General features: G+C 62.9%; 15 protein-coding genes and 1 pseudogene. 1 reads left to right on the forward strand and 15 read right to left on the reverse strand.

What is annotated here, in order from left to right:
• Positions 1–23 precede the first annotated feature (23 nt).
• The 5 genes and pseudogenes from AX768_RS20755 to AX768_RS20775 all read right to left on the reverse strand — a co-directional run bounded on the left by AX768_RS20755 (position 24) and on the right by AX768_RS20775 (position 4881).
• Positions 24–815 (reverse strand): ABC transporter permease, encoded by a 792-nt coding sequence (locus AX768_RS20755; protein WP_062001908.1) that lies wholly within the window; start codon positions 813–815, stop codon positions 24–26.
• Complete coding sequence (locus tag AX768_RS20760; protein ID WP_062001909.1) at positions 812–1720, reverse strand: ABC transporter permease; 909 nt, start codon at positions 1718–1720, stop codon at positions 812–814. The genes AX768_RS20755 and AX768_RS20760 overlap by 4 nt, the downstream gene beginning before the upstream one ends.
• Positions 1717–3033 carry an NAD(P)/FAD-dependent oxidoreductase gene (locus AX768_RS20765; RefSeq protein ID WP_172811996.1) on the reverse strand — a complete coding sequence of 439 codons (1317 nt, stop codon included), beginning with the start codon at positions 3031–3033 and terminating at the stop codon, positions 1717–1719. The genes AX768_RS20760 and AX768_RS20765 overlap by 4 nt, the downstream gene beginning before the upstream one ends.
• Complete coding sequence (locus AX768_RS20770; protein WP_062001910.1) at positions 3030–3740, reverse strand: HAD-IA family hydrolase; 711 nt, start codon at positions 3738–3740, stop codon at positions 3030–3032. The genes AX768_RS20765 and AX768_RS20770 overlap by 4 nt, the downstream gene beginning before the upstream one ends.
• Positions 3741–3805: 65 nt before the next feature.
• Positions 3806–4881, reverse strand: a pseudogene (locus AX768_RS20775) (ABC transporter ATP-binding protein).
• A 124-nt stretch (positions 4882–5005) separates the two neighbouring features.
• Here AX768_RS20775 and AX768_RS20780 point away from each other — a divergent pair.
• A complete protein-coding gene (locus tag AX768_RS20780) occupies positions 5006–5977 on the forward strand; it encodes a LysR family transcriptional regulator (RefSeq protein WP_062001911.1) in 972 nt (323 codons plus the stop codon).
• Here the strand turns inward: AX768_RS20780 and AX768_RS20785 are convergent.
• The 10 genes from AX768_RS20785 to AX768_RS20830 form a co-directional block, all read right to left on the reverse strand.
• Positions 5949–6332 carry a helix-turn-helix domain-containing protein gene (locus AX768_RS20785; protein WP_062001912.1) on the reverse strand — a complete coding sequence of 128 codons (384 nt, stop codon included), beginning with the start codon at positions 6330–6332 and terminating at the stop codon, positions 5949–5951. The genes AX768_RS20780 and AX768_RS20785 overlap by 29 nt on opposite strands.
• Entirely contained in the window at positions 6329–7504 is a 1176-nt protein-coding gene (locus AX768_RS20790) for an NAD(P)/FAD-dependent oxidoreductase (RefSeq protein WP_062001913.1), read from the reverse strand. Before AX768_RS20790 ends, AX768_RS20785 begins: the two co-directional genes overlap by 4 nt.
• The gene (locus tag AX768_RS20795) at positions 7501–8883 is read right to left on the reverse strand and encodes an FAD/NAD(P)-dependent oxidoreductase (protein ID WP_062001914.1); all 1383 of its coding nucleotides are present in this window, start codon (positions 8881–8883) and stop codon (positions 7501–7503) included. The genes AX768_RS20790 and AX768_RS20795 overlap by 4 nt, the downstream gene beginning before the upstream one ends.
• Entirely contained in the window at positions 8868–9182 is a 315-nt protein-coding gene (locus AX768_RS20800; protein WP_062001915.1) for a (2Fe-2S)-binding protein, read from the reverse strand. Before AX768_RS20800 ends, AX768_RS20795 begins: the two co-directional genes overlap by 16 nt.
• Complete coding sequence (locus tag AX768_RS20805) at positions 9179–11008, reverse strand: ABC transporter ATP-binding protein (protein ID WP_062002377.1); 1830 nt, start codon at positions 11006–11008, stop codon at positions 9179–9181. Before AX768_RS20805 ends, AX768_RS20800 begins: the two co-directional genes overlap by 4 nt.
• 65 nt (positions 11009–11073) lie before the next feature.
• Positions 11074–12036, reverse strand: a complete 963-nt coding sequence (locus tag AX768_RS20810) for an ABC transporter permease (RefSeq protein WP_062001916.1) — start codon at positions 12034–12036, stop codon at positions 11074–11076.
• Positions 12033–12989 (reverse strand): ABC transporter permease, encoded by a 957-nt coding sequence (locus AX768_RS20815; RefSeq protein ID WP_062001917.1) that lies wholly within the window; start codon positions 12987–12989, stop codon positions 12033–12035. The genes AX768_RS20810 and AX768_RS20815 overlap by 4 nt, the downstream gene beginning before the upstream one ends.
• A gap of 103 nt (positions 12990–13092) precedes the next feature.
• A complete protein-coding gene (locus AX768_RS20820) occupies positions 13093–14715 on the reverse strand; it encodes an ABC transporter substrate-binding protein (RefSeq protein ID WP_062001918.1) in 1623 nt (540 codons plus the stop codon).
• A gap of 67 nt (positions 14716–14782) precedes the next feature.
• A complete protein-coding gene (locus tag AX768_RS20825) occupies positions 14783–16060 on the reverse strand; it encodes an NAD(P)/FAD-dependent oxidoreductase (RefSeq protein ID WP_062001919.1) in 1278 nt (425 codons plus the stop codon).
• A gap of 21 nt (positions 16061–16081) precedes the next feature.
• Complete coding sequence (locus AX768_RS20830) at positions 16082–16750, reverse strand: haloacid dehalogenase type II (RefSeq protein WP_062002378.1); 669 nt, start codon at positions 16748–16750, stop codon at positions 16082–16084.
• Positions 16751–16915 lie beyond the last annotated feature (165 nt).

The raw sequence follows: 16915 nt of genomic DNA on the forward strand, positions 1-16915 counted from the left end.
AAATGACCTCTTGGTTAATGCGTTCAAACACGCGCGGCCGACTTCCGGCTCACCACCACGATCATCACGAGGCATAACGTGATCGCCGTCAGCATGGTGCTGATCGCGGCAATGGTCGGATCGATTTCGTCGCGCAGCGTGACGAACATGCGGCGCGTCAGCGTCTGGTTGGCGCCTCCTGAAACGAACAGCGCCACTACGGTTTCATCGAGCGCCTGAATGAAGACGAACACCGCACCCGAGATCACGCTCGAGCGGATCTGCGGCAGCGTGACCGTCATGAAGCTGCGAAACCGGTTCATGCCGAGACTGCGCGCCACCATTTCCTGCGTGGGATCGAAAGTGCGAAGATCGGCGCCGACCGCGATCAGGACATACGGCAGCCCGAGCATGGTATCGGCGAGGATCAGGCCGCCAAGTGTATTCACGTAACCGGCCTGCGAGTACACGAAGAAAACCCCGACCGCCACGATGATGATCGGCACCATCAACGGCAGCATCAGCAAGGTCCGCATGTACCGCATGAACCGGTGCGTCCCGTTCTGGATGGCGTAGGCGGCAGCCACGCCCAATGGCGTGGCCAGCAGCGACGCGCACACAGAAGCAATCAGCGTGGTGCGGGCCGCGTCTATCCACGCGGAATTGCCGAAGAACGTGTGATACCAGCGCAGGGAATATCCGGGCGGCGGGAAGGTCATGAAGCGGGTGTCGGAGAACGACAGCGGCACGACGATCAGGATGGGCACCATCAGGAAGACGAGGATCACGACCACTCCGGCTGCCAGCGCCACGCGTGCGAAAGAGAGCCGGTTCATTTTGCCCCCAATGTCTTTTCGAGCGGCACTACGCGGCTCGCTGCATAAAAGATGGCGAACACGCAGACCAGCAGGACCACGCTGACTGCACTCGCCGCGCCCCAGCTGTTATAGATCTCCACATTGCGGCTCACGACCATGGACACCATCACCGACTTGCCGCCGCCCATGAGTTCGGGCGTGATATAGAAGCCGAGGCACAGGATGAAAACGAGCGTCACGCCCGCGATCACGCCGCTCATGGACAACGGCAGGAACACCCGCAGGAAAACGTGCAGTGGCGATCCGCCGAGGCTCGCGCCGGCATGCGAGAGGTTTGCGGGGATCTTCTGCATCGCGGAATAGAGCGGCAGCACCATGAACGGCAGCAGGATGTGCACCATGGCGATTACTGTACCGATCTGGTTGTAGCCGAGTTGCAGCGGGTGGTCGGTCAGGCCGCTTGCCATCAGCAGCTTATTGACCACTCCGGTGCGCTGCAGCAAGACGAGCCACGCGTAGGTGCGCACGAGCACGCTGGTCCAGAACGGCAGGATCACCATGCCGAGGATCAGCGTGCTGAATCTGGGCGAGACGGACGCGGCGAGATAAGCAACCGGATAACCCAGCAACAATGTAATGACCGTCACGATGAAGCTGAGCTTGAACGTCAGCAGGAAGGTGTCGAGATACACGCCGGTGAACACCCGCTCGTAATTCGCGAGCGTGAAGCCGTGGTTCCAGATCGACTGCCACGACAGCCACACGAGCGGCACCACCAGCAGCAACACGATCACGACGAGCGCGGGCGTCATCAGCAGCCACATCGTCCGGTCTTCGCGACGCTGGTATTGCCGAAAGGGATCGGAGCGCGCGATGACGGTCGTGCCCTGCCCTGAAAGAATCCGGTTGGCGATTGACATCATGCCCCTACGGCGTCGAGGAACTGGTACCACGCAGCGACGAGGCGAACCCCCGGCGCGCGCAACGAATGAAACGGCACGGGATCGAGCCCGGCTGAAGCCAGCAGCGACAACTCCGGCCGCTCGCCCAGCGCGAGCGCCGCCGCATGCTGACCCAGCAGGCTCGCCATTGCAATGCCTGCTCCGTTATAGCCCAGACAAAAAGTCGTGACGTCGTCGCTGCGTCCTACATGCGGCAACGAATTGAAAGTCATGCCTACATATCCCGACCACTGATACTCCACCGGCACGTCCGCGAGTTCCGGAAACAGCCCGGCCATGGCGCGCTGCAGTGCGTCGAAACCCGTGGTCTGCCCTTCCTTGCCAAACGCGTCGCGGCCACCGAACAACATGCGGCCATCGACCTTGCGGAACCACTTCATCATGCGTCGGGTTTCCGTATAACTCCGGCAATTCGCCATCAAGCGGGCATCGAGTTCGGGAGACAGACGGGCTGTCGCTATCATCGCGCTGCGAAACGGCACGAGTTCGCGCTGATAGTCCGATGTCGCAGGCGTCAGGTTCGAGTATGCGTTCGTCCCGACAATCACCTGCTTTGCCCGCACGGTTGCATTCGGCGTACGCAGGATCGCGCCCGCACCGCCGTCCAGGCGATGCATGTCCAGCACAGGGGTATTCTCATGAATTGCGACGTTGCGTTGCGTCAGCCCGTCGGCCATGCCACGAACATAGTGAAGCGGAAGAATCGTGCCGGCGTCGGCACTCAGCACACTGCCGACAAACGCTTTGGAGCCGGTCTCGTGCTGCGTCTCGGCACGCGACAGCACGGACATGGAGGTGTCGCCAAGTTGCGTGCGCACCCAGTCGGCCTCCGCGCGGATGCCTTGCAATGCACGGTCGGTATGGGCGCACCGCAGGCTTCCGGTATGTTCGAAGCGCGCGTTTTCGAGCTTGAATTCATCGATTAACCTTTCCACCATGCGCACGCCGTCATGCGCGAGTCGGTGCATCGTGCGTGCGGCTTCGAGTCCGTGCATGCGCTCGATGGCCGGAAACGACAAGCGAAACTTCGACGACACTACGCCGCCATTACGCCCGCTTGCCCCCCAGCCGACCGGATTGGCGTCGAGCACGACCGCCCGCACGCCGCGTTCATGCAACGCATGCGCCGCCGACAAACCCGAATACCCCGCGCCGATAATTGCGACATCGGTGTCGATATCGCTTGCAAGCGGGGCGCGCGGCACGGGTTCCGGACCCGCCATGGCCCGCCATAACGATGGCGCAAGCGGCCGTGCCGGCGGCGTGTTCATCATGCTGCGCGCGCTTCTGCTTCGACCGCGTCCGCGAGCGCGCCAAGCGTCGCGAACGTGAAGGTCGGCGTTGTCACGGCATCGGGCGTGGGCGTTGCGCCGAATCCTTTTTGTCCCTGACGCCGCTCGATCCAGCATGTCGAATAACCAAGTTCGGTCGCGACGCCGATATCGTGATACTGGCTTTGCGCCGTATGCAGGATCTCGCCGAACTTGTAGCCGAACGCGGCTTGCCGGCCGCGGTTGTAGGCGAAGAATTGCGGATTCGGTTTTGCGACGCCCGTCTCGTCACAGCAGACCGTATCGTCGAACGGATCGCCGAGCGTGTGTGCGTACGACGACAGTGCGACGCGGTCCGCATTGGTCATCGCGACGAGCCGGAAGTGCTTGCGCAAGCGCTTCAATGCTGCGACCGAATCCTCGAATGCGGGCCAGTCGAGCACGTCGCGCTGGAACGCGGCAGCGGTCTGATCGTCCGAGGGCAGGCCGAGTTCATTCGCAAGCGACTGGTAGACCTTCGACATCGCCTTGCTCGAACGGCCTGGAAAAGCCGCACGGCCACGCATGTACGGCTCGAAGATCTGGTCGTCGGTGAGGTCGCGGGCCGCGTCGCCACCGAGACGCCTCACGGAAGCCAGCACGCCCCGCTCGAAGTCGATCAGCGTTCCCACCACATCAAACGTCAACACCTTGAAGTCCGTCAGTTTCATTTCGTAATCCTCTATAGTTCGTCAAATAACACGCGTTGAGCCTGCGCAATACGCGTTGGAAAGATTCAGCCAGGCACGACGATGGTGTCCTGCGGATCGAGCACGACCGTCATTTGCGCGCCCGCAGCCGGGATGCGCTGACGTGCGTCATGACTGCCGGGTTGACGCAGGCTGATGGCCGTGCCGTCGGCAAGCGTTGCGAACACGCGCAGGCTTTCGCCCTGATACAGCACTTCAGTGACGCGACAGACAAGCCGGTTCACGCCGGGGTGGTTCAGCGCGGTATCGATGACGAGTTTTTCCGTTTGCACCGCAAGCAGGAGCGTGTCGCCATGCGGCAGCGGATGTGCCGTGCGCAACAGCGTGTTGCCGAGCATCACGGCGTCTTCTCCTGCACGCGTGACGGGCAACATGGACGCCTCGCCGATGAAACTCGCGACGAAAGCGTCGCAAGGCCGGTCGTAGAGACGCTCGGGGTGTCGATCTGCACCAGTTTGCCGTTGCGCATCACGGCGACGCGGTCGCTCATGGTCAGCGCTTCACGCTGGTCGTGTGTTACGTAGACGATGGTCGCCTCGAGTTTCGTGTGCAGGCGCCGCAGTTCGATCTGCATGGTTTCGCGCAATTGCTTGTCGAGCGCCGAGAGTGGTTCGTCCATCAGGATCAGTTGCGGCTCGAACACCATGGCGCGCGCGAGCGCGACGCGCTGGCGCTGCCCGCCCGACAACTGGCTGATGCCGCGGCTCTCGTATCCGCCGAGTTCCACCATGGCAAGTGCGTCGGCCACCTTGCGGGCCCATCCGGCCTTTGGCTGACGTCGTGCGCGCAACGGAAACGCGACGTTCTCGCCGACGCTCATATGCGGAAACAGCGCGTAGTTCTGAAACACGATGCCGATGTCACGCTTGTGCGGCGGCGCGAATGTAATGTCGCGATCGCCGACCCAGACCGAGCCGGAACTCGGCTGGACGAAGCCGCCGAGAATGCCGAGCAAGGTGGTCTTGCCGGAACCCGACGGCCCGAGCAACGAGACGAATTCGCCGGGCGCGATATCGAGCGAAACGTCGTCGAGTGCGACAACCGGGCCGTAGCGCTTTGCAGCCGACCGGATCGATACTCCTGCTTTCGCCCTTGCATCCATGCTGGTTTCTCTCGTTGGTATTCATGCCGGAACATGGGTTTTCATGCATCGGTGAAATCAAATATACGGCGCGTTTTTATTGGCGGCAATTCCCGAATTGTTGGATCAGGCATAACATGAGGTCATGCCCAATCTACGCAAGAAACTGCCGAGCGCCAACGCGCTGTTTGTTTTCGAGGCCGCGGCGCGCTGTGGAAACTTCACGCGCGCCGCACAGGAACTGTATGTGAGCCAGCCGGCAGTCAGCCGGATGCTGGCGCGCATGGAGGACCATCTCGGCGTGCAGTTGTTCGAGCGGGCGCGCGGCGGTATCGAACTGACGGAAAACGGCCGCATTTTGTACGGGAAGATATCGGAGGGGTTCAACGGTATCGAGGGGGCGATTCGCGAGATCGAAGCGCGTTCGACCGGTGTGGAATCCGTGACGCTCTCGGTTTCCACGGCCTTTACCACGCACTGGCTGATGCCGCGAATGAACCGGCTCAACAAGGCGTTTCCGTCGGTGGACCTGCGATTCCAGTTGATTTCGGGGCGTATTGGCGGTCCGCTGATCGACGTGGACCTCGGCATGCGGTTCGTGACTCAGGACGAGATCGATGAAAACAGCGTCCTCGTCATGCCCGAACTCCTGCTGCCGGTGTGCAACCAGCGCTATCACGATCAACGGTTAATTAATTCAGCAGGCGAGCACGAAGACACGGTGATCGTCATGGACGACGAAGAGCGCGGCTGGCACGACCGCTTTGCAGCGTTCGCCGGACATCGGCGGCGCGCAGCGCATATGCTCAGTTTCAACGATTACGCCATCGTGGTTCAAGCCGCGCTGCTCGGTCAGGGCGTGGCGCTCGGCTGGCTGAACGTGGTGTCGCACTGGATTGCGCAAGGCGCGTTGATGCCGGCGGAGCAGGAACTGATTGCAACGCACCGCCGCTGCTGTCTGGTTTCGCCGCCCAACCGGCCACTGCGGCCGATCGTGAAATCGGTGCGCGACTGGATCATCGAAGAGACACGCTCGGACATGCGCACGGTCGAGATCGCATATCCCGGTCTTGGCGTGCGCAATGCGCTCAAAAGCGCGGGGCTGGTGCTGAATTGACGAGGGCGCTGTGCTCGTGCGTGGTGGCCTTGCCGCGCGCTCGCTTCAGGAACGCGGTCGGCGTCATGCCGCAAAACTGCTTGAAGTGTCGCGCAAGATGGCTTTGGTCGAAGAAACCGACTTCAGCCGCGACCATGGAGCCGGGCACGCCTGCCAGCAGCAGCATCTGCGCGCGCTCGATTCGCAAGCCGCACAGGTACCGGTAAGGCGACGACCCAAACTGTTGCCGGAATACCGTAACGAATCGCGGCACGCTCAACGCCGACAATTCGGCAAGCTGCGCGAGCGTCACGGGTTCATCGAAATGCGCTTCTATGAAAGCGCGCGCTTCACTGAGCGCTACGGTGGATTTCATGGCGGCGCCACTGCGGGTTGCATGATGGATTCGGCAGCGAACCGCCGCACGGAAAAGGGATCGAGCGCAATGGGTGTACTGCCTGTATCGATGAGTTCAGCCAGCGTCTCGCCGACGCCCGGGCCAATCTGGAAACCCGATCCGCAAAAACCGAACGCGTAGAAAAGACCGTCCACTTTCGAACTCGGACCGATCACCGGTTCGCCGTCGGGCAGATACCCCTCCACGCCGCTCCATACGCGAATCACGTTGAGTGCGCCCAGCGCCGGCACCATGCGGCGAAACTGCTTCATCTGGCGCACGGTGTTTTCGGGCAGCACGCTGGCGCGCCGCGTGGCGGCGTCGGCGCGACCGGGAGGACCGCCGCCCAGGATGATGTTGCCGCGCGGAATCTGCCTGAAATAAACGCTTTCTTCCTTGATCGATGTATAGACGCCCATCGACGCCTTGAAGACGTAAGGCACCGGCTCGGTCACCGCCATCTGCGGGCCGCTCGCCCGAATGGGCACGGGCTCTCCAAACTGCCCGCTGAGCTTGCTCGCCCACGCGCCCGCACAGATCACGACCTGCGCCGCACGGTACACGGTTCCGTTCGCGCTTTCCACGCGGAATGTATCGCCGTCCTTATCGACGCGAACGATCTCCGTATTCTCGACAATCAACGCGCCGAGACGCGCCGCCGCACGGCCGAACGTCGGTGCGGCAAGTCGTGGATTGGCATGACCGTCGAGTGGAGAAATGGACGCGGACAGCACCTCGCGGCCGAGAAACGGAAAGCGCCTGAACACGGCTTCGCCGTGCAACACTTCGAGATCGAGCCCGTATTCGCGCGCCTCCTGCGCGTAGCGGTCGAAATACTCGGCATCATGTGCGTGATAGCAGACCCGCGTATGGCTCGACGGCAGGAATTCGACGTCCTCGCCAAGCAGTTCACGCGCGTTCTGCCAGGTCCTGAGCGCACGGCTGGCCATGGCGAGTTGTGGCAGCGCGCGGCCTTGCCTTCGAATGCCGCCGAAATTTACGCCGCTCGCCTGCTGTCCCGTAAGACCGCGTTCGAGCAGGATCACCGAACGATTGCGACGCCGCAAGAAGAACGCTGTACTCGTGCCCATGATGCCGCCGCCGATCACGATCACATCGGCGCGGGTGGCAGATTGACTCAACGCGGTCATTCGCCGGGCTCCTCGACGAGCGCCATTGGCAGCGGCTTGACCGGCGCCTGGCCACGCAGCCGTCCGACTGACGACAACGGCACCGAAGCTGCTGCCGCAATCACTTCGGCGCCCGCATGCGCGCAGTATCGTCCCTGGCAACGCCCCATGCCGACACGCGAGAACGCTTTCGCCCTGTTGGCTTCCTTCGCGCCCGTCTCGCGCACCACGCGGCGCAACTCGCCGGCGGTGACCGCTTCGCATCGGCAGACAATGGTTTCGTCGGGCATCGATGCCACGAGACGCGACGGCCATGGAAACGCAACGCGCAGGCCATTGGCAAATCGACTGAAGCGGGCTAGCTCGGTCTTGTGCTTCGACATCGATTCGGCCATCCCTTCCGGCTGCATGCCGGCGGCTTTCAGCACGGCCAGCGCGGCAATGCGTCCGCTGCATTCGGCGGCATTCGCGCCGCGCACGCGGGCGCCGTCGCCTGCAATATAAATCCCATCGATACTGCTGCGACCTTCGTCATCGATCGCGACGAGCCATTGCTGCGCGGCTTCGTCGAAGCGCATTTCGCAACCGGCGAGATCCGCAAGCTGGGTTTCGGGCCGAAGGTGATAGCCGAGCGCCACGGCGTCGCACTTGATATCGACGGGCACGCCGCTTTGCGATGCAGCGCGCACACCCGAGACGCCGATTTCCGGCGTGCCGGTAATTTCCATCGGCCGCACGCCGCGATAGATCCTGACGCCCGCGCGCCGCAGCACCGAGATCAGCGCGATACCGTTTTTCAGCGCACCGGGAATGGCCAGGAGCTTCGGCAAGGCGCGAAGACGCTGGGCAAACGTGGACGTGTCCAGCACCGCCATGACGCCTGCGCCCGCTTTCACGTATTGCGCCGCGACCAAATACAACAGCGGGCCGGTACCCATGAACACGACGCGCGCACCGATTGCGCAGCCTTGCGATTTCAGTGCGACCTGCGCGCCGCCGAGACTGTAGGTGCCTGCGAGCTGCCAGCCTTTTACCGGCAGCAGGCGATCCGTTGCGCCGCTGCAGATGATGAGCGCATCGAACTCCATGGTCCGGTATTGCGCGTCACTCACGAGATGCACCGTGCCTGGTGTGATGTTCCAGACGAGCGTGTGGGGCAGATAGTCGATCTTGCCCTTGAGCGCATCGAAGTCCAGATGCAACGACTGCGCATGCGCGGCCTCCGTGCCATAGAGCGTTGCATATGAACGGGTGAAGCCGTCGGGCTGCCGCCTGTAGATCTGGCCGCCGTCCTTCGCGCCTTCGTCGATCACGGTGGGGCGAAGCCCGCCCGACACCAGTTCCTGCGCCGCACGCACGCCTGCGGGCCCCGTGCCGATCACGATCACACGCGCGGCCATACGCCCTCCTCGTGCGACCCGAGTCGGGTCACGATCGACATGCCCGGCTGCGCCACCGTACTGCATGCGCGCAGCCGCTCGCCGCCCGCCGTCCACACCCAGCAGTCCTGGCATGCTCCCATCAGGCAGAATCCCGCGCGCCGGCCATCGCCGAATTCGGAATCCCGCAGTGACTTCACGCTGGTCAGCAACGCGACCATCAGCGTGTCTCCGACCGCGGCCTGGCGTTCCACGCCGTCGACGGTGATCGTGAAAGTTTTGCGCCCGGTCTCGGCCAGCCGCACGAAACGTCCGCTCATGCTGCGACGGTCTCCGTGGTTTGCATGCGGTTGAGTTCGGCGAGCGAGTGATGACAGAGAATCTCAGCGCCCGACGGCAGCTTCTTCATGGAAGGCGGCGTGGCGTTGCACATTCCGTCGATACGAACCCCGCAGCGCCCGCGAAAACTGCACAGCTCTGCAATATCCTCGCTCGGACCCATTGCAGGCAGCACGGTCTCGCCGATCTCGCGGCGCGCATCGAGCCAGCCCGGCTGCAACGCGGGCACCGAGCCGACCAGCAATTCCGTGTACGGGTGGTACGGAGGCGCCGCGAGCACGTCGCGCTGGCCCGCTTCCACGCGATGACCCGCATACAGCACGATCACTTCGTCGCAGATGGAACGCACGGTCGAAATATCGTGGCTGATGAACATCAGCGACACACCAAGCTCACGGCGCAACTCCGCGAGCAAGTCCAGGATGGCCGCGCCGACCACGGTGTCGAGGGCAGAGGTGACTTCGTCGCAGAGAATCAACGACGGTTTCGCCGCGAGCGCGCGTGCGAGGTTGATCCGCTGCTTTTGTCCACCCGAGAGGGCCGCGGGCGTGCGCCCGGCAATCGACGCCGGCAGCTTCACCAGGTCGAGCAGTTCCAGCATGCGCTTGCGCGCGTCCGACCCGCGCAGCTTGTGATAGAAATTGAGCGGACGTCCGAGAATGTCGGCAATCGTATGGCTCGGGTTCAATGCGGTATCGGCGTTCTGGAACACGATTTGAATCTGCCGGTACTGCTCTGCCGTGCGTTGCGACAATTGAGCGGGCAGCGGCTTGCCGTCGAAGAACACTTCGCCGCGCGCCCGGCCGACAAGTCCCGCGACCACGCGCGCAAGCGTCGTCTTGCCGGAACCCGATTCGCCGATGACGCCAAGCGCGCTGCCGCGTCCAATGGACAGGCCGACGTCGTCCAGCACGCGCACCGCAGGCACGCCGAACCGGTCGACACGGCCATATCCCGCCGAAAGTGCGCGAATCTCGAGCAACGGACCCTTCAGCGACTCCGCACGAGTGCGCACGATTGCTTCGGGTTCGGGCCTGCGCGTGGCCGCGAGCAATTGCCGCGTGTAGGCATCGGCGGGAGCGTCGAGGACTTGCGCCACCAGCCCGTTCTCCTTCACGCAGCCGCCGTTGAGCACGACGATCCGGTCGGCCATCTGCGCGACGACCGCAAGATCGTGCGACACGTAGATTGCCGTCGTTCCGAGCTCACGGATCACTTTCTTGAAGGCCGCCAGCACTTCGATCTGCGTTGTCACGTCGAGCGCGGTGGTGGGTTCGTCGAACACCACTACTTGCGGGTCCGTGATCAGCGCCATTGCGGCCATCACGCGCTGCAACTGTCCGCCCGAGACCTGATGCGGATAGCGCTCGCCAATCGTATCCGGCTCCGGCAACGCGAGGGAGCGGAACAAGCCGACTGCTTTCGCACGCGCCGCATCGCGCGACATGAGCTTGTGCAGCAGCGCCGGTTCCGTGACCTGATCCATGATGGTGCGCGCCGGATTGAAACCCGCCGACGCGCTCTGCGCAACGTACGCTACCGTGCGGGCACGCAGCGCGCGCCGGCCTTTCACGTCGAGCGAGAGCACATCGAACTCGCCCACTCGCACGGAGCCGCTGCTGATCGAACATCCTGCGCGCGCATAGCCGAGGAGCGCCAGCGCGATTGTCGTCTTGCCCGACCCCGACTCGCCAATCAGCGCCAGCACTTCGCCGCGCCTGACCGTGAAGTCCACGCCCTTCACGATCTCGACCACCGGATCGGGCGCCGCGCCCGCAACCACGCGCAAGCCCCTGACCTCGATCATGCTGCTGCCCGTATCGGCTTCGGGGTTCGTATAAGTGGACGTATGAGTGGCCGTATAAGTTGACATCACGCACCTCCTTGCGCACGCGAGCCTCGGCGGCGCAGGTTGTCGATGAACAAATTCACGCCGATCGTGAGCGTCGCGATGGCAATGGCCGGCATCAGCACGGCGAGCGAGCCGTCCGCGAGGCCGCCGATGTTTTCGCGCACGAGCGACCCCCAGTCGGCATTGGGCGGCTGCACGCCAAGACCGAGGAAACTCAGTCCGCTCAAAAGCAGCACGATGAACACGAAGCGCAAGCCGAAGTCGGCGAGCATGGGATGAATCATGTTGGGCAACACTTCGCGGCGCGCAATATAGAAGAGGCCCTCGCCGCGCGCCCGGGCGACCTGCACGTATTCAAGCGTCATCAGGTTCACCGCGAGCGAGCGCGAGATCCGGAACGCGCCGGGAATGTAGGCGAGCGCGGCGACGCCGGTCAGCATCGGAATAGACGAACCGAACGCCGCGATCACGACCAGCGCGAGCACCTTGCTCGGAATCGAGATGAGCGCATCGAAGAGACGGCTCATGATTTCATCCGGCCATCGGCCTGACACCGCCGCGAGCAGGCCGAAGAACGTGCCGATCACGCTCGCGAGCAGCGCGGCCATCAACGCGAGGCCGACCGTATAGCGCGTGCCGTAGAGAATCCGGCTGAGCATGTCGCGGCCGAGGTAATCGGTGCCCAGCGGAAAGGCGCGGCTCGACGGCCCGAACACGTCGACCGAAGACAGCGCGCCGGCCTTGTAAGGCGCGATCAGCGGTCCAATGAATGCAATGATCATCCAGAACAGCACGATCACGAGGCCGATAAGACCCAGCACCGAGAAGCGCCGCAGGAGCCGCTTGAAGAGGCCTTGCCTCTTAGGGGCGATTTCCACGATGGGCGCGCCCGGCGTGACCGGTATGCCTGTCGCGTCGACCGCCGGATCGCTGTAAAGCTCGGTGCCGGCATGCGGCAGAGGGGGATGGGCAGGTCGGTTCATCGTTGACGCAGCCTCGGGTTGGAGACGATTTGAGCCAGATCGGCAATCAGCACGAGCGCCAGGTAAGCCGCGCAAAAAACCATTACGCAGCCCTGGACGAGCGGCATGTCGCGGTTGGTGACGGCATCGACCATCAGGCTCGCGAGGCCGGGATAATTAAAGATCGATTCCACGATCACCACGCCGCCGAAGAGATACGAGAGGCTCAGCGCCACGGCGTTGGCAATCGGACCAATGGTATTGGGCAACACGTGGCGAAGCACGACACGCATGGGCGACGCACCCTTGAGGATCGCCATCTCGACATACGAGCTATTGAGCTGGTCGAGCACGGCGGCGCGCGTCATCCGCGACATCTGCGCCACGATCACGCAGCACAGCGTCATCACGGGCATGGCATAGATGCGCAGCAAACCGCCGAACGACGACACTTCCGACAAGTAGGACAACGCCGGCAGCCAGCGCAGCTTCACCGCGAAGACCAGCACTGCGATGGTCGCAATCAGGAACTCCGGCACCGCGACGGTGGAAAGCGTCAGCACGTTGAGCACGCGGTCGAGCAGCGAGCCGCGGAACATCGCCGATGAAATCCCGATCAGCAAGGCTACCGGCACGGACACGATCGTCGTGAGTCCCGCCAGCACGAGCGAGTTAGGCAGGCGCGTGGCGATCATCTGGCTGACCGGCAAGCTGTTCGACATCGACGTACCGAAATTGCCCGAAACAATTTGATAGAGCCACTCGAAGTAGCGTTGCAGCGCAGGCTGGTCGAGACCAAGCTGATGCCGCAGCGCCGTCACGGCTTGCGGTGTCGCGGCCTGCCCGAGTGCCTGCTGCGCGGCGTCGCCGGGAAGCAGGCCCGTGATGGCAAACACGACCGCCGACACGAGCAGCAACGTGAGCAGCGCAATGCCGAGGCGCGCGGCGATGAGTCTTTGCGCGTGAGCTTGCATGGATTCGCCTCCTTCGTTGAGACCGCGCGCTCGCAGTACGCGGCGCGCGCAACACCTGATACCTGGCCGAACGGCCTGACAACGGCTAGCCGACGGCCCGCGCTCAGCTCGTGAGCCAGACATGCTCCGCGAACGCGAAACCCATCAGGCCTGCGAGCGGAATCGATCCGAGTCCCTGCAGCTTGCTCGTGTAGGCATCGAGCGAACTCTGGAACATCGGAATGCCGATGCCGCCTGTTTCATGCACCAGCACCTGCATGTCGCCGTAGATCTTCTTGCGCTTCGCGTCGTCGGGTTCACCGCGCGCCGCCACCAGCATCTGGTCGAATTTCGGGCTCTTCCAGTTGGCTTCGTTCCACGGCGCGTCCGACTTGAAGAACTGTGTGAACAGCACGTCTGCGCTCGGACGCGCGTTCACGCTGCCAAAGCCGAGCGGATGCTTCATCCAGTGATTCGACCAGTAACCGTCGGATGGAACCCGCGTCACCTGGAGGTTCAAGCCCGCTGCCGGCGCGACCTGTTGCATGAGCGTCGCCATCTCGACCGAACCTTCGGCCGCCGGGGAAGCAAAGATCTGGATCGGATCGCTGCCGAGCTTCGCCTTCTTGAAATAGAACTTGGCCTTCTCCGGGTCGTAGGGACGCTGGGGAATGCCCGCCATGTAGTACTTGTTCGTCGGGTCGATTGGCTGGTCGTTCGCAATCGTGCCGAAGCCGCGAAACACCGCGCGTTTGATCTGCTCGCGATCCAGTAGATAGAACATACCCCGACGAAAATCGTCGTTGCCGGTTATTCCGCCTTCGTCGCGCACGATCAGGTCGGTGTACTGGCCCGTTTTCGTTTCCAGCACCTTGAAGCCCGGAGAGGTCTTGATGCGCTCGGTCGAGCGCGGACTGACCGCGTTGATCAGTTGGACATCGCCGGAAAGCAAGGCATTCACGCGGGCGGATTCGTCGCCAATACCGATCAGTTCGATCTCGTCCAGATGCGGCAGGCCCGGTTTCCAGTATTTTTCGTTCTTTACACCGACCGTGCGCACGCCGGGCGAGAAATCCTTCACCTTGTAAGGACCCGTGCCGATCGCCGTCTTGAAGTCGGTCGTGCCGTCCTTGATGATGAGGAAATGCGAGTCCGCGAGGATCACCGGCAGATCGGCGTTCGCGCCTTCCAGCGTGATCGTGACTTCGTTCGCACCTGTCGCTTTTACTTCCTTGAACTGGTCCGCGAGCGTCTTGGCCTTCGATGCCGTCGCCGGGTCCTTGTGACGCATCAGCGAATAGACCACGTCAGCGGGTGCGAGCGACTTTCCATCGTGGAACTGGACGCCAGTGCGCAACTTGACGATCCATACCGTCGCGTCCTTGGTGTCCAGCGATTCGGCGAGCCCCATCGTCGCGCCAAGATGGGAGTCGAGTTCAGTCAGGCCGTTGTAGAACATGTTCGCGCGAACGTAGTCCGTGCCGAGCGCGCCCTTCGCGGGGTCGAGGGTGTCGGCCGCGGACGCCGACTGCGTCGCCACCCGTATCTTGCCGCCTTGTTGCGGCTTGGCTGCAGCCTGCGCCTGAGCTGCGCTGCTGGCAGTGAGAAGCCCTGCGCCGGTAAGCGTCGCCATGCCCGCCGCGGCCATTGCCCGCAAGACGTCGCGCCGCGACGCACCGCGCCGGGTCAGGTTCTCGAGTTCGGATGCGAGCGCGGCATTGGCATGTTCCATGTGTTGCTTGTTCATTCGAACTTCTCCGCGAGAGTGTCTGGAATACAGCGTATTGGGGGAAACAGCGGGGTGCCCTGCGGGCTCAGACGAACACGTCCTTGATGCGGTAATACGTGCCAACGAGCGGCAGGAACCAGGGTTTGCCGGTGTGGCCTGGAATGGCCGGCCACTCGAACTCGCGCCATGGATTTGCGCTCTCGCGGCCATCGATCACATCAGCCATGACCTGGCCCATGTGCGTCGACATCTGCGTGCCGTGGCCGCTGTAACCCATGGAGAAATAAATGCCTTCGTGCTGACCTGCGCGGGGCAGGCGGTCAGCGGTGATATCGACAAGACCGCCCCAGCAGTAATCAATGCGCGCCTGCGCCAGCGCCGGGAACATCGCGGCAAGGTTTTGCTGCAGGATCCGCCCGCTCTTCGCGTCCGATGGCCGTTCCGACGCCGTGAAACGCGCGCGTCCACCGAACAACAAGCGCGAATCCGGTGTCACGCGAAAGTAGTTGTGCATCAGCCGCGTGGTCGTATAGGCGCGGCGATTCGGAAACACCTCGGCTATCAAGTGCGCCGGCAACGGCTCCGTCACCACGATGAACGATCCAACCGGCGCGAGCCTGCGCCTGTACCAGTTGAACGGCCCCTGTCGTGAAGGCCCCGTAGCCACGAGCACCTGTTTTGCCCTGATCTCACCCCGCGCCGACACGATCCGGTAGGCGCCCTCGCCGTCCTTTTCGATCACGCTCACGCCCGCGTTTTCATAAAGCTTCGCGCCGTATCGCGCGGCGGCATCCGCCAAACCGACAGTGAACCGGCCCATGTGCATCTGGCCACCATGACGCTGCAGCAACGCGCCGTGGAAACTGTCCGACTGGATCTCGGAGCGAATCTGATCGCGTCCGATGATCTCGATGTTCATATCGACTTCGCGCCGGATGACTTCGGCGGTCTTTTCCAGATGCGAGAAGTGATGCGGTTTCGAGGCCAGCTTGAGCTTGCCCGACGGCAGGTAATCGCAATCGATGTTTTCTTCGCGTATCAGCCGCTCGACCGTATCGACGGCGCTCGCATAAGCGCGGTAGCAGGCGCGGGCCTTGACCACGCCAAGCTGCTCGACCAGCGCCGCGAAATCCTGCGCGACACCGGTGTTCACCTGTCCGCCGTTGCGCCCTGATGCACCGCCGCCAATGCGCCCTGCTTCCAGCACCGCCACCGAAGCGCCGCGCTTGCCGAGCGCGAGCGCGGCCGACAGACCGGTGAAGCCCCCACCGATCACGGCGACATCGACACGGCCGTCGAGCGGACCCGCGCTTGCCGATCGCAGCGGCGGCGAGGTATCGAGCCAGTAGGAGTCGAGCTTCATCGATGCGATCCTCAAGACCTTTTACAGGCCCAGTTGCGTGGCGAGATCCGGGATGTCCTTGACTTCGGTGTACTGGTAGTAAGGCGTCGACGGCTCGTGGCCTCGGTTCACGAACGCCTTGTGCTTCACGCCCATGTCGTGCGCGGTCATCAGGTCGTAGCGCAAGCTCGACGACACGTGCAGCACGTCTTCGGGGTTGCAGCCGAGCTGCTTGAACATGTACTCGAAGCCCGGCATGCGCGGCTTGTACGACTGCGCCTGCTCGGCTGTGAACACGGCGTGAAACGGCGCGCCGAGCTTGTCGACGTTGCTCTGGATCTGGTCGTTCGACGCGTTCGAGAGAATGACGAGCTTGTACTTCTTCGCGAGGCGCGACAGGCCTTCGGGAACATCCGGATGCGGACCCCAGGTCGGCACGGCGGTGTAGAACGCTTCAGCCTTGGCTTCGTCGAACGCCACGTTCATGCGCTCGCATGCACGTCTGAACGCATTCACGATCACATCGCGATATGGCTTCCACGCGCCCAGCACTTCGTCCCGCCGATACCCGGAAAAGAACGCAATCAAGCGATCCATGTCTTCGCCCTTGAGCACGTCGCCGTACATTTCACGGGTCATGTCGGCCAGATGAAACTTGGTCAGGGTGCCGTAGCAATCGAAGGTGATGTATTTGGGTTCGAAGTCGATCATGTTCATGGTCCTGTCGTGAAAATTAACTAAGTGGTGAATTCAGCGGACCGCGCGGTCCATCTCCAGCGTTGCGCTCCGGTGCTGCCCTGATAAGAATTTAACCAGCGCAAAAACATAGATGTTTCTTCATTCGGGCGCGCCAAAAATACAAAGATGCGTTTTTGA

The organism is Burkholderia sp. PAMC 28687 (assembly GCF_001577465.1).
Classification (GTDB): Bacteria; Pseudomonadota; Gammaproteobacteria; order Burkholderiales; family Burkholderiaceae; genus Caballeronia.

What these genes read in the sequence shown, in the direction of transcription:
- AX768_RS20765 (WP_172811996.1), bottom strand. Translation starts at nt 3,033, where the DNA reads ATGATGAACACGCCGCCGGCACGGCCGCTTGCGCCATCGTTATGGCGG.
- AX768_RS20825 (WP_062001919.1), bottom strand. Translation starts at nt 16,060, where the DNA reads ATGAAGCTCGACTCCTACTGGCTCGATACCTCGCCGCCGCTGCGATCG.
- AX768_RS20810 (WP_062001916.1), bottom strand. Translation starts at nt 12,036, where the DNA reads ATGAACCGACCTGCCCATCCCCCTCTGCCGCATGCCGGCACCGAGCTT.
- AX768_RS20820 (WP_062001918.1), bottom strand. Translation starts at nt 14,715, where the DNA reads ATGAACAAGCAACACATGGAACATGCCAATGCCGCGCTCGCATCCGAA.
- AX768_RS20815 (WP_062001917.1), bottom strand. Translation starts at nt 12,989, where the DNA reads ATGCAAGCTCACGCGCAAAGACTCATCGCCGCGCGCCTCGGCATTGCG.
- AX768_RS20770 (WP_062001910.1), bottom strand. Translation starts at nt 3,740, where the DNA reads ATGAAACTGACGGACTTCAAGGTGTTGACGTTTGATGTGGTGGGAACG.
- AX768_RS20755 (WP_062001908.1), bottom strand. Translation starts at nt 815, where the DNA reads ATGAACCGGCTCTCTTTCGCACGCGTGGCGCTGGCAGCCGGAGTGGTC.
- AX768_RS20780 (WP_062001911.1), top strand. Translation starts at nt 5,006, where the DNA reads ATGCCCAATCTACGCAAGAAACTGCCGAGCGCCAACGCGCTGTTTGTT.
- AX768_RS20760 (WP_062001909.1), bottom strand. Translation starts at nt 1,720, where the DNA reads ATGATGTCAATCGCCAACCGGATTCTTTCAGGGCAGGGCACGACCGTC.
- AX768_RS20785 (WP_062001912.1), bottom strand. Translation starts at nt 6,332, where the DNA reads ATGAAATCCACCGTAGCGCTCAGTGAAGCGCGCGCTTTCATAGAAGCG.
- AX768_RS20795 (WP_062001914.1), bottom strand. Translation starts at nt 8,883, where the DNA reads ATGGCCGCGCGTGTGATCGTGATCGGCACGGGGCCCGCAGGCGTGCGT.
- AX768_RS20800 (WP_062001915.1), bottom strand. Translation starts at nt 9,182, where the DNA reads ATGAGCGGACGTTTCGTGCGGCTGGCCGAGACCGGGCGCAAAACTTTC.
- AX768_RS20830 (WP_062002378.1), bottom strand. Translation starts at nt 16,750, where the DNA reads ATGATCGACTTCGAACCCAAATACATCACCTTCGATTGCTACGGCACC.
- AX768_RS20790 (WP_062001913.1), bottom strand. Translation starts at nt 7,504, where the DNA reads ATGACCGCGTTGAGTCAATCTGCCACCCGCGCCGATGTGATCGTGATC.
- AX768_RS20805 (WP_062002377.1), bottom strand. Translation starts at nt 11,008, where the DNA reads ATGATCGAGGTCAGGGGCTTGCGCGTGGTTGCGGGCGCGGCGCCCGAT.